At 30.0% G+C, this 12,112-nt stretch carries 16 protein-coding genes; all 16 read right to left on the minus strand.

What is annotated here, in order from left to right; genetic code table 11:
* On the minus strand, positions 1–435 hold a 435-nt coding region (locus ACFWTK_RS13020), incomplete at its 3' end, for a phage scaffolding protein (RefSeq protein WP_415876381.1).
* A 46-nt stretch (positions 436–481) separates the two neighbouring features.
* Positions 482–763, minus strand: a complete 282-nt coding sequence (locus tag ACFWTK_RS13025; RefSeq protein WP_415876382.1) for a hypothetical protein — start codon at positions 761–763, stop codon at positions 482–484.
* A 52-nt stretch (positions 764–815) separates the two neighbouring features.
* On the minus strand, positions 816–1,085 hold the full coding sequence (locus ACFWTK_RS13030; RefSeq protein WP_415876383.1) for a colicin immunity domain-containing protein: 270 nt from the start codon (positions 1,083–1,085) through the stop codon (positions 816–818).
* On the minus strand, positions 1,078–2,409 hold the full coding sequence (locus tag ACFWTK_RS13035) for a hypothetical protein (RefSeq protein ID WP_415876384.1): 1,332 nt from the start codon (positions 2,407–2,409) through the stop codon (positions 1,078–1,080). Before ACFWTK_RS13035 ends, ACFWTK_RS13030 begins: the two co-directional genes overlap by 8 nt.
* Positions 2,402–3,853, minus strand: coding sequence for a phage portal protein (locus ACFWTK_RS13040; protein WP_415876385.1), 1,452 nt, complete (start codon positions 3,851–3,853; stop codon positions 2,402–2,404). Before ACFWTK_RS13040 ends, ACFWTK_RS13035 begins: the two co-directional genes overlap by 8 nt.
* On the minus strand, positions 3,853–5,196 hold the full coding sequence (locus ACFWTK_RS13045; RefSeq protein ID WP_415876386.1) for a PBSX family phage terminase large subunit: 1,344 nt from the start codon (positions 5,194–5,196) through the stop codon (positions 3,853–3,855). The genes ACFWTK_RS13040 and ACFWTK_RS13045 overlap by 1 nt, the downstream gene beginning before the upstream one ends.
* 2 nt (positions 5,197–5,198) lie before the next feature.
* Positions 5,199–5,891: a phage terminase small subunit gene (gene terS / locus ACFWTK_RS13050; RefSeq protein WP_415876387.1), complete on the minus strand. Its 693-nt coding sequence runs from the start codon at positions 5,889–5,891 to the stop codon at positions 5,199–5,201.
* Positions 5,892–5,960: 69 nt separating this feature from the next.
* On the minus strand, positions 5,961–6,092 hold the full coding sequence (locus ACFWTK_RS13055; protein ID WP_415876388.1) for a hypothetical protein: 132 nt from the start codon (positions 6,090–6,092) through the stop codon (positions 5,961–5,963).
* 20 nt (positions 6,093–6,112) lie between these two features.
* Positions 6,113–7,393, minus strand: coding sequence for a type II restriction enzyme (locus ACFWTK_RS13060; RefSeq protein WP_415876389.1), 1,281 nt, complete (start codon positions 7,391–7,393; stop codon positions 6,113–6,115).
* The gene (locus ACFWTK_RS13065) at positions 7,380–8,222 is read right to left on the minus strand and encodes a DNA adenine methylase (RefSeq protein WP_415876390.1); all 843 of its coding nucleotides are present in this window, start codon (positions 8,220–8,222) and stop codon (positions 7,380–7,382) included. The genes ACFWTK_RS13060 and ACFWTK_RS13065 overlap by 14 nt, the downstream gene beginning before the upstream one ends.
* A 911-nt stretch (positions 8,223–9,133) precedes the next feature.
* A complete protein-coding gene (locus ACFWTK_RS13070; protein WP_415876391.1) occupies positions 9,134–10,339 on the minus strand; it encodes a helix-turn-helix domain-containing protein in 1,206 nt (401 codons plus the stop codon).
* Between the two features lie 32 nt (positions 10,340–10,371).
* Complete coding sequence (locus ACFWTK_RS13075) at positions 10,372–10,848, minus strand: DUF5986 family protein (RefSeq protein WP_415876396.1); 477 nt, start codon at positions 10,846–10,848, stop codon at positions 10,372–10,374.
* Between the two features lie 101 nt (positions 10,849–10,949).
* Positions 10,950–11,486: a transcriptional regulator gene (locus tag ACFWTK_RS13080; protein WP_415876392.1), complete on the minus strand. Its 537-nt coding sequence runs from the start codon at positions 11,484–11,486 to the stop codon at positions 10,950–10,952.
* Positions 11,487–11,537: 51 nt separating this feature from the next.
* Positions 11,538–11,711 (minus strand): hypothetical protein, encoded by a 174-nt coding sequence (locus ACFWTK_RS13085; RefSeq protein WP_415876393.1) that lies wholly within the window; start codon positions 11,709–11,711, stop codon positions 11,538–11,540.
* Positions 11,712–11,738: 27 nt separating this feature from the next.
* Complete coding sequence (locus ACFWTK_RS13090; RefSeq protein WP_415876394.1) at positions 11,739–11,891, minus strand: hypothetical protein; 153 nt, start codon at positions 11,889–11,891, stop codon at positions 11,739–11,741.
* Between the two features lie 5 nt (positions 11,892–11,896).
* Positions 11,897–12,112: DUF1064 domain-containing protein (locus ACFWTK_RS13095; protein WP_415876395.1), on the minus strand; the 216-nt coding region annotated here is incomplete at its 5' end.

The raw sequence follows: 12,112 nt of genomic DNA on the forward strand, positions 1-12,112 counted from the left end.
TTCAAGTTGTTCTTTCAAGCCTATAATATCCTCACCATCCAACTTCAAGTTTTCTAAATTTAAAAGAGCTTTAACGGTTTTAGGATTTTTAGCTTTCGCATTTGTAAGCGCTTTATCAAGCTTAGTATCAAAATTTAATTTTTCAATTTTAGCTTCATACTCTTTGGCAACATTCCTATTTTCTTCCTTTAGCTTTTCAATCTCAGCCGTAAGTTGTTCATTACCCTTAGCCTTCTCTTTTAAAGTTTCCAACTGCTTGTCTCTATCCTTTAACTGTTTTTTATACTCCTTAATAGAATTATTAGCTGTATCCAGTTCAGATTTTTCAACATACCCTGTCTTATCTACAAAATCAATGTCTTTATATTTATTTCTAGTTGATTCTGGAAGTGCTTTAAAAGCATCTTCTCCTATAATCTCATTTAACTTTGGCATTTTTGTTTAACCTCCTAATTTTTTTATAAAATAAAAAGACATATTTCTATGCCTCATATTTTTCTCTAAGCTCTTGCATTATTTCTCTGTTTTCCTTAACTATTTCATCATATTTCTTCTGTAACTTTTCTATCTCTTTTTGATTTTTTCTTATTCTCTCATCTGTATAAAAAGTAGTATATTCCTGTTTGCAATAAGGACAGGTAAAATAAATTTTTTGGACATTATCATTTATCCACTTTGTTTTAAGCTTTTTAATTTTAAATGTGTTTCCACAACAATCACATATTACCTCTTTTTCTTTAAAGGATTTATTTAAACTTTTCATGAATACCTCCTAAATAATAAAAGTACCTACCATATTTACTTGGTAAGTACTTTTATTGAAGCAATGAACTATACTTCTTAACTCTTTTTCTAAGTTCAAATTCATTAATTAAATTTTTATCTGTTTCAGCAATACTAATGTCTGGTTCAAACATTTCACAGCTCATATATACTTTATCAAGGTTATTCAATTCGGCTCCACTTAATTTTTCTTGAATATTCTCATATCTATCCTGATAAAGAGCAATAAACTGTTCAACATTAAGCTTATTATTGATATATTCATTTATTATATCTATAAGACTAACTACTTCACTAGTCATTATCTATTTCCTCCCAATCATCAGGAATTTTATTTCTTGGTGTTATAGTTATTATCTTGCCAGTATCTTTATCAAAATGTGCTGATATTCCATTATATACCTTAACATATGTTCCATTAGGCTCTATATAATTAAAATCTCTATTTAATGTATCTAATATTTGTTCTTTATTTTCGATTCTTCCCTGTCTAATCCTTCCCATTATTTTATTTAAAGCATGTTCTGAAACATCAAATCCGTTATCAATAAAGAATATATACATATCAATGAGTTTTTGTGCATATTTAGGATTATAATTACCTTTTAAATCTATTTTACCATTATTTTGGCCTTTTGTATCATGATTTTTAGAATTACTCTTTTTGTTGTTTTCTATATTTATATATCCATTATTATTACTGAAATAGCCACCATATTTATGGTACCAATCGTCTAGATATGAATCATTACCACCCTTGACCCAATTATTAAGCCTTGATCCTATATTCTCCAAACTGTCGTCAAGTAAAGGTTCTTGATAGCATAATCCATTAGGATGATCCAGTGGACAATCTGCAAGTAAATATTCTCTTCCATCTCTATCTTTGCATAAGGTGCATGTCCTGCCTATTATAAATGAACTATGCCACCTAACCTTAGTTATAAATGGATTCCTTTCACAACTTCTAAGCAATGCTAAAGTATAAGCATGACTTATTGAAGTTCTTGCAAGCCTTTGAGCACTATAGTCTACTGTTTTTGAAGTGCCTGGATAAACCTTTTTCCAGTTCCAATCTTTCTTTGCATCTGGATTTACATATGTCTCTAAATCTTTTGCTAACTCAACAGCACTTTTCTTTTCAGCTATACCCTTCTGAATTATTTTGTCTATATCACCATTTACCTTATTTCCAGTAAACCATATTCTCTTAGAAAGCCCTCTGCCATCTTTGTATATGCTACCTTTAACCAGTTCTTCTACTGCATCATTGGGAACATTGGAAAACATATTCGTAAATGATTTACTCATATTGAGTTTGTATTTTTTATCTATGAGATTAAAGAAATCAAGTTGAATACCTGTTGCTATATTTGCACTTCTTAAGATATTTTCTAAAGTCTGTTTAAATAGGGTTTTATTTATCTGTTTTATTTGAGACTTCAAGGCTTTCCTATAGTCTTCAGCCCACCTTTTCGTCAAACTTCCTTTTTTAGCCTTATTTGCTTTGACTTTCATGTCTTTAGCAGCTTCTTTATATAAATCTCTGATTTGTTTAAACTGCTTCCTTGTAAGCTTATCTCTGTTTTCTCTGGCTTTTTTAATTAACTTCTGATACTCATTCATCTAAGTTACCATCCTGAACTGTCTGCATTTGATCATTTTCAGCTGCAGTAATATCAGCTATTTCTTTGATTATTTCATCCATCTCACCATCTGCATCTTCGGTATTAGAAAAATCTTTAATATACGACTTATGACTTCTTACGTTTGCTTGAACTTCTTCCATGGCAAGGTTCTTCTTGTCATCCATATCTTCTGGAATAGGAAACTTATGATTAAATACAATATTGAACTCCAAATTATCCCATTCATGATTCCAGTCTTTATAGCAGTTAAATTTACTGCAACACTCAATAATGAGCCTTATCAAATCTTTGATTACAGGTTCCCATGTGCTCCATTTTTCATTACACCTTGCTATCAAATCATTGTATAGATATTTTAAAGCTTTAGCACTTGGAACATTGTTTAAATCCTCCTGCCTGGGCATATCCAGCATCTCATACATATCTTTTTCTGCCCTGTCAAGAAATTTTTCAACAGGATCTGCAGAAGTAAATGAACTTTCAAGTCTTTTTGCATCTGCTGTATGGTCCTCATCTATACTTCGCAGTGGCATTATTGCTCCTGGAGCAATCTTACAGCTGTTAACGCTATTTTCGTCAGCATCTATAATTACACGTTCACCAAACATATTAAATCTCAGTGCATCCGCATAATCAGATACTTTTCTATTGTAGCTATTTTGTGCATCCCGAAGGCCAGTAACATCACTCTGTCCATGTATATCACCAAGCATTGCATCATTAAGTATTACCCACGCTGGAAGCTTACCAAGTTTTGTATCCACTTTATCTGTAGATACTGGCTTGTCAAAATTTCCACCAGTGAATGTTTCTATTTGATGTATGCATGTATTGTTTTCTAAACTATAAGTATGCCTGTACCACACTTGTTTATCTTGCTCAAGATCTGCTGTATCCGGCTCCTGAACTACAAGGATAATTTCTTGTAATTTCTTATAATTGCTGGATGTAGTCTTATAGGTAAAATCATTTATAGAATTGTAAAAAATATTTATTGGCTGTTCAGGATTAGCCTCAATCCTAAGAAGTACTCTTCTTCTAACAGTGCAATCTAAAAAAGCCTTTAGAGTATCGCTCCAGAAACCATTATCAGTAAATATTTTATTTATAAACTGTCTTAGTTTTTCACATTTATCTTTGTCTTTCGAGTCATAAGGCTTGAATAGAATGTCAGGAGGCACACTAAACATAAATCTTGCCTGTTTCCGAAGCAGTGGTCCAACTTTATTTCTTATGTCCTGTGCTGGTACATAATCAAGATTATCGTCCACAATCCATGATTGGCCTATAATATCAGGATCACTTATTGCCAACTGTTCATCCTGGCATTTACCTTTGTAATAAAAATAATCGTTTTTACACTGCTTTCTCTCTTTAAGCTGCGGATCTGTGAGATTCAATAGCTGTTCTTTAATATCCATCAGAACACAATATCTCCTTTCTTCCTGTGGTAAACATTATTTTTAAGACCTCTGCCTTTGTTGTATACGCTAGCTGCATATTTTTTCTGTTTAATATCAGCAACCTCATAGCCATCAAGTCCATACCAGATAGCACTAAAAGTATGTGGATCTATATTAAATTCATCCTCTATGATTTCTCCATTTTTGTCTACTGCATAGGTTAAATCCCTTAGTTCCTCTATGGTATTGATACAATTGTCAGAGCATATTATCTTCTTAAACCTCTTAACTTTTTTAGTATTTTGAAGCCTTGAACCTTGAAATTTCTTAGCACCACGCATATTAAATCCCTGCTGTTTATAATATTTTATTGTCTTTGGTTCTGCTGAATCTGCATAAATGAGCTCTTGAGTATCTTTAAACTCAGCTATCTCAACAGCAGTTTTATCATCTGTCATATGATTTTTATAATACTCCCAGTAAATATAAAGAATTTTATTGTCATCATCAATACACATTCTTATAAGAGCGTTATAGGATTTCTCGAATCCAAAATCCATACCAACTCTTTTAATTGGATTTGTTATATTACCTATAGCTTGAAGTACTTCATAATGTGATGCAACTTCAAACTGTGGAAGTACTCTCCTGCCATTTATACCAAATCTACCTTTTCTAGCTATTCTATATAAATCAGGATCATAAGTTTTTAACTCATCAAGTTGTTCTGTATAGCTTTTAGGTAAAAATAAATTATCATCAGCAGTTGAGTGATGATAATATGTGTTATTCCTTATAACTATTCCTTTTTTATAAAGTTCTTCATCGTCAAGAATAAATATTTTCTTCTTTTCATTTTTAAAGAAATATTTATACGTCCAATTATCCTTGCTGACAGGGTTAGTTGAAAGTATCATATGTAGTGACAAACTTGGATGCCTCAAACGTCCTAAAAGTTCTTTGAATCCTGCATATTTAACCTCTGAACATTCTTCTATCCATACTATAGAAACATTATTTATAGATTTCAACTTTGAAGGTTTATCCATACCCTTAAATATTATCTTTGAACCATTAGGAAATTTAACCTGCATTGGAGAAGCTGTAAACTTTATTTTAGTATCAAGTTCCATATCTGTTACTATTTCTTCTAAAAGAGAATAGCAGCTATCTCTTATAGTATCAAATACTTCTCTTATTACAAGTGCCGTTCTCTTTTCCTGCAAAAGTTTCAATATCAGTTTCAAGGCAACATGATAACTCTTAGATGATCCATAACCACCAACTAAAAAATAGAATTTATAGTTCCAATTGAAAATAAAATCTTCAAAGCGTGGATTTACTTCTTTTTCTACAAGCATTATCAATCACTACTTTTTCTCTTTATCATAATTTCTATATGTTTTCCATCATCACTACTCTTAACCTTACTAACCTCAGCTCTGAGTTTTTCAATCCTCAATTTCTGTTCCTCTGTAGCAAGACTACCTTTGAGTAGTTCGTCATACTGCTTAATCATACTCTCAAGAGTTTTCATTGCCCTAGATTGAGCCTGAAGAAATGTGGCCTGTTTATCCCATGCTTGCTGCACTTCCCATCTTTCACCTTTTAGTTTTCCTCTTTTTTCTTCTACTTTTTCTACTGTCTTGTCTTTTTTGTCTTTTACATACATTATCTGTTGAGCTCTTATTATTGCTGCATATTGTATCTGTATATTCTCCCATAAAACATCTAATGGGCCCTTCTCATTGATTTCCTGAATAATATTTATTGTTTCTTCAGGAAGATATTTTGAAAAGAATCCATGTTTTTCAGCATTCTTATTTTTAGGTGGTGCTCCATGACCAACTGCATTTTTATTATTATAGGGTGCACCCTTTTTCTTTTGGTGTGCACCCTTCTGTTTTTTTAATTTGGACCATCCATATCTTTTTACCCACGATTTTACTGTATTTAAACTTACACTATATTTCTCAGCTAATTCCTTGTATTTCATGCCATTTAAATAATCATATTTCGCCTGTTCTTTTAAATCAGGTGCTCTTGGCTCATTCACTATCACCACCTCGTTGCTAGATACTTTGTTTGTTTTGAATTAAAAAAGAAACCTGCTGACAATTCTTTTCTAACATTCTACTTTATTATTAAAACTATTTTCTATTAATTTTAAACACTTCTTACCATAATCAGATATAAGGTATGGTCTGGCTTTCATAAAAGCTATACTATTACCTATTCTGCCATCAAACTTTTCCAATATTCCTAAAGATTATCTAATTATAATCTAGTTAATTCTAGTATCCAGTTTATCCATCCTGATATAGTTGAAGCTCGTCTATAAAATGTATCGTCAGATCTGATATTAAACAAATTGCAATTTTCCATGATTTTTATAATTTCATGTTTAGAAGGCATTTTTCCATGATTTATACATAACTTAAAAGTTTCCCTAAAAGCTTTATGTAATAAAATTAATTCTACTAATTTTAGTTGTCTAGACTTATATTTCAGTTTAAATAATCTTTTCCCTTTTTCAGTAAGTGAAAAGATTATTTCTCCATCTTCTCTACGTTTATCTATTAACCCTAAATACCTACATGCATCAGTATAATAATTCGTTTGCCTTGAATCAAAATCATAATTAGCTGTTATTTCATCTTTAGTTAATTCTGATTTATTTAAAAGTTCGCATAAATTAACTACTCTTTTAAATAAATCTGCTTGTGGAAAAGGAATTTCAGGTTCTTTTATAATTTTTGTATTTTTTAAAACTTCCAATATGTCTTCAAGATTAATTTTTGTTTCTTCGATACTGTATTTTTTTTGTTTAACCAAAACTAAAGAATTATAATTATTAGGATCTTGAAACTCATATTCATAAAAAGTAAATATACCATTTGAATATGTTAAAAATAAAGGCTTAACTTTTTTAATAACCTTATTTATCCATAACCTGTAAGGATAATATAATTGTCGTATTAAAAAATCATCAGACAAAGAATTTTTAGCTTCTATTAATGAAAGAGTTTCTATCCCTTCATATCCTCCATCAATTTCAATCTGAGAATTATTAACCTTAATTCGAACATTATCACCTGAAAATGTATCAATAAAAAAATCAAAGACATCAGAACTCATTCGTCCACTAACTGTTGGTAGTATCTCTTCATCTTCTATAAAATCAACAAGTATACCTGAAACATAAGCACAGTTCAAAGCTGCTGATTCGCTTGTTATATTTTCATAATCAATACTTTCAATATAATTTGGAAAATGCACTTTAACTATTTTAGTTTCTTTTTCTTCAAAATCTTTGTAGGCTTCAAATTGTGAGATTAAATAACTTCCTCTAGTAATTGGAAGAATTGATAGTTTGTGTTTTTTAAATATTTTTGGTAAATTCTTTCTATGATCAAATTTTGTCATTAGTCTTGCTTCTCTAAATTGATTAATTTGAGTCGAAGTTATTTCGAATACCCCATATTTGTCTATTTTTTCTAATATCTTATATTTTTTAAAAATCATCTCCCATGCAGCATCATTTTTAGTATTGCTCATAATTTTTCACCAGCACCTCATCAACTTTTCCTCTTTTGTTACCTTGTGAATTAATTGCTCTATTAGCCTTAACTATTGTAATATTATAATCCCTATATAGATCTAATATAAAATCGGTTGCTGAATTTGAAAGTAAAAATTTTACACCTCTTTGATTTAATTTATCACATAATTTTTTGAGCCTTATTTGTTCCTCTTTATCAAAACCGCCTATATCATAACCAGTAAAACTACTTGTATCACTTACTGGATCATATGGTGGATCAAAATAAATGAAACTACCCTTCCTAGCTCCTTTAACTGCATCCTCAAAATCTCCACATTTAAAAGTTATTTTGGCTTTATTAAAATAATTACTTGCTGCCCTTAATATAGTCGCATTGACAATATTAGGATTTTTATATCTACCAAACGGGACATTAAATTGCCCTTGTGAATTAACTCTGAATAATCCGTTATAACAAGTTTTATTAAGGTAAATTATTCTGGAAGCTTTTTTAACATTACTTAATTGATTATATTTATTTTTATCTCTATCTAATTCTCTTATTTTATAAAAATATTCATCTTCATTTTTATATTTTTTTAAGTCTTCAATTAATTCTTCTACATGATCACGAATCATAAGATATACATTTATTAATTCTCCATTTATATCATTGACTACAGCTTTGTTGGGCTGTAATTCAAATAAAACAGCACCACCCCCTAAAAAAGGCTCATAATAAGTAGAATATTTCTCTGGTATATGTTTTATAATATCGCGCAATAATTGTCGCTTTCCACCAGCCCACTTTAGTACAGGTGTAACAAGCAGATTTTTTTTCATAACATCACCTCAATTTATTAAAATTTATTGTAACATACGTTTGTGTCAAGTTAAAGTGGGCAATTTTATTTTTTCTCTAAGTTATTGAAAATTATGTCATTATGCTTTAAACTTAAATTATATATTAATATCACCCATTTCTATATAATTTCGCTAACTTATATTATAATAGATATATTATGTACAAAAGAGATGTTTTTTGTATCTCCTTTTTTATCATTAATTATTACTATCTTTGCTCACTAAAATTATACTCTAAGCTTCCATTGTATAATATAACTTACTCTAAAAGTTTTAAATAATTAAAATCTTATAAAACCTTCTTGAGCTGCTAATAATGTAGCATACATGATAATTTCTTCTCTCCAACGATAGTAGGTTGTTTTTTCTATATGCAATTCTAAGCAAATATGTCTTTCCCCAAACTCATCAAAATATTTTTTCAAATAACTTTAAGCCATTTTTTGTCCCTCAATTAAATCTTATCTAGTAAGTTTAATTGCTCTTGACGCAGTTGAGTCAGAATGATAACTTATCCCACCTTCCCATTCACTTATATCTCTTCCTCCTGCTTCAATTATATCTTGTTTTATTTCAGAAATATCTGTACTACTTTTTTTACACTATTAAAGGACTAAATTCTTCTTTCTACCAACCACCTTATCTGCTTTACCCTTCGCCCAATTCTCTTATAATCATCATGCTGCATAAGTTTTTCTATATCAAAAAAGAGAGGTTCTCGCCTCTCCTTGATTTTTCCACTTAAATTTTTCTCTAAAATCTTTTCCTACCTTCATTTGTATCGCTCCTACTCTGTTTACAATAATATAATATCATAGTGAAAAGCAGTTTTTATCCCAACTTTGTTTCATCTTTGTTTCAAATCTATCCTATCTTTGTGTCATAATTTTTTATTTATAACTAAATTGATTAATATTTTTTAGTCCCATCTCTATAACTTTCATATCAATATTTTCATTAATTTGTAGTTTTCCTTTTTTTAAGCCCAATAGCTCCTCAATTTCTTCTGGATTCAATGTTAATCCCATATTAGACATTTCCGATAATATTCCTTTGGCATCCAAAATATCATTATCCATTAAAATATCTACTGCCCTATTGAGAACAGTTGGTTTACTCATAATTAATGTATCATCTAACGGCTCACGCTTTCTCCATCCAAGTTTACTCATTTTTTTCATTGCAACCTGATATGAACTGTTAGTGAGTATTCCTAAATGATTTGCTCTGACTAGCATAGCAGAAATTGAAGTCCTCCATTTTTTCTTTAACTGCTTGTAGTAGTTTAAATCTGTAGGGTACATACTTACATCTTTTGAAAACCCATCTTTAGGCAAAAGAAATGCTGATGCAAAAGCATGAGCTTCATTTTCCATATTTCTTATTTCTTCTCTAGTTAGATCATCTATATCCAAAAATCCATCATGCATTATTATGTGTCCAAGCTCATGTGCCAAACTAAATTGTCTTCTTACTGCTGAGTATTTATCATTTCCTAATACTACTATAAAGTATTTTTCTCCATTTATGTTCTGTTGTTGACTATAGGCATCTATAGTATCAGTATTAGTATTCATAGAAGTAATTATTATCCCATTTTTCTCAAGAAGATATACAATATCTTTAATAGGCTCTTCACCTAACCCCCAATAATTTCTAACTTTCATAGCTATATCTTCTATCTCCATATCTTCCTTAAAGTCAGGCAAATTCAATTTAGGAAATTCTATATATTCATCTAGAAAATTAAAAATTTTTCCTATTAATTTGGTTTTTTCTTTTTGAATATTCTCTTCTTTTTTTGTCATTCTACTTGATGCCCTAAAATAAGTGTTTCCTAAATGTATATTTACTTTATCTTTTTCATAAAAATATTCCCTTGGAAATTTAAGCTTATCTATAATTTTTATTAATGTTTCAAATGATGGAGTTGATTTTCCATTTTCAAATTGGGAAATAGCCTGTTTTGATATACCTATATCTTCGGCTAAATCTTTTATGGTTTTCCCTCTATATTTTCTAGCAGACTTAAGCCTTGATCCATTAAACTCTCTACTTATTTTTTTAACTAAATTCTGTTTATTACCATTTAACATTTTTCATGCTAGCCTCCCAAGTACAACTATTTTTAATCTCTGCCGTCATTTTTATACTTTTTAGTATCTTTTCCTTTTTCACCAACAATATTGTCTGTTTTCTTATATTTTAATTTTTCTTTTCTAATTTTTAAATCAATTGGTGGTTTATTCTCATCATATTCATTAGTAATAGTATCAGTATCCGTAATTTCTTCCACTGTAGGTATAATAAATTTATCCCAATTATATGATTTTCTAATTTCAAGATTATAATTTGCTATATTCCCTGATATTGAAGTTAACAAGTCATTATTCTCTTCAAATAAAATATTTACACACAACCTAGCTTCCCTTTGTATTTCTCCTATCATGTCATCTAATTGTTGATTTACATTACTAGTTAAATCATATGATGTCACATTATCCCCTAAAAATGAAAATCTTTGTTGAACAGCTATAGTATCATTTTGATATGCTTCTCTCAAATTTATTGAATTAAGAATTCTTGCATTTCCAGGAATATTCATATTCAAAATAGGTTCACCTTCTTATAATAAAATATATAGTAATCATACCATATATTTAAAATTAGTCAAGTGAATTATTATTAAATTGAAAATAATTAAAGTTATATATCATCATGTATATTTATCCACTTCACAATATACTCAAGTATTTCTTCACGTCTTCTGTAAGCAGTGCTTCTAACACCACCATACATTTCATTGGCTATCCAATCTACACTCTTATTCATCTTATATTTAAATATGATGAATTTCACCATTTCTTCAGACATAGGAGGGACGGTTAGTACCTTTTTAAGTCTGGCCGTATTTCTTTTAAGCTGTCTTATTTTAAATCTATTTCTTCGAATCTGCCTCATGACATATTTAAATTCATCTTCAAGCTTCTCAATTTCTCTTATAACACCCTTTTCTACCATGCTTTCACCAGTTGGACTTGTCTGCACTCTTTCACTAAAACTTGGACTCATGTGGCTGTCTGGGATCACATTTACATTACAGTGTTCTATATCCCACTTTATATCCTCAGCTTGCCCCTGCAGGCTCCTGCACTCTTCTTCAAGAATATCAATTTCACTTAAATCTCTGAAATATCTATACAGTTTCCCTTCAATTTTTTTAAATATATCATTATTAAGCACTGTGTTCCCTCCTAAACCCATTTATTGCTGTAGAGCTGTAGATAAGATAAATTATATTTTGAATTTTAGATTTTTTCTTCTTTTCTCCATATACAAAATTCCACTCACTTTATCCCTCTCAAGGTCCTCGATACAATAATCTTTTTCAAACTTTTTTATTAACCTTAGTTTTTGTTTAAAGCTCCAGTAAGGCAACCCCATCACTCTAGTTTTAAATCCTCCCATTTCAAACACCTTCTCATAATTATCTTTTCACTCCAATCCATCCTGCTCAGCTCTCTTATTCCATTCATTCTTTTCTTTCATAAGAGCAGCAACATTTTTAAAATCTCCATTTGATTCAGCATCTTTAATTTGCTTTTCAATCTTTAAAATAACCTGCCTGTAGAATTCCTTCATTAACACAGATCTTATACCTCCTTTAGCACCTTCAAATCAACATCCGGATATCTTAACTTAAACTGTTTATACGTCCTCTTCCACTGCTGACTTTCATATCCCTTAGTATCTTCAACTTCATAGGTCCCGTCCTTGTTGAGTATCAAGAAGTCAGCTTTATAAGTAATTCCTCTGTTTTCATTATTACCTTCCTGAAGTATAAACTCCGGTTGTAGAACAAAACCTGA

The sequence above is a fragment of the Clostridium sp. genome (genome assembly GCF_047777555.1).
Taxonomy (GTDB): domain Bacteria; phylum Bacillota; class Clostridia; order Clostridiales; family Clostridiaceae; genus Clostridium_H.

Coding starts and splice junctions, on each gene's coding strand:
- ACFWTK_RS13045 (WP_415876386.1), bottom strand. CDS start 5,196: ATGCTTGTAGAAAAAGAAGTAAATCCACGCTTTGAAGATTTTATTTTC.
- ACFWTK_RS13085 (WP_415876393.1), bottom strand. CDS start 11,711: ATGGGAGGATTTAAAACTAGAGTGATGGGGTTGCCTTACTGGAGCTTT.
- ACFWTK_RS13065 (WP_415876390.1), bottom strand. CDS start 8,222: ATGAAAAAAAATCTGCTTGTTACACCTGTACTAAAGTGGGCTGGTGGA.
- ACFWTK_RS13060 (WP_415876389.1), bottom strand. CDS start 7,393: ATGAGCAATACTAAAAATGATGCTGCATGGGAGATGATTTTTAAAAAA.
- ACFWTK_RS13030 (WP_415876383.1), bottom strand. CDS start 1,085: ATGACTAGTGAAGTAGTTAGTCTTATAGATATAATAAATGAATATATC.
- ACFWTK_RS13075 (WP_415876396.1), bottom strand. CDS start 10,848: ATGAATATTCCTGGAAATGCAAGAATTCTTAATTCAATAAATTTGAGA.
- ACFWTK_RS13070 (WP_415876391.1), bottom strand. CDS start 10,339: ATGTTAAATGGTAATAAACAGAATTTAGTTAAAAAAATAAGTAGAGAG.
- ACFWTK_RS13040 (WP_415876385.1), bottom strand. CDS start 3,853: ATGGATATTAAAGAACAGCTATTGAATCTCACAGATCCGCAGCTTAAA.
- ACFWTK_RS13035 (WP_415876384.1), bottom strand. CDS start 2,409: ATGAATGAGTATCAGAAGTTAATTAAAAAAGCCAGAGAAAACAGAGAT.
- ACFWTK_RS13025 (WP_415876382.1), bottom strand. CDS start 763: ATGAAAAGTTTAAATAAATCCTTTAAAGAAAAAGAGGTAATATGTGAT.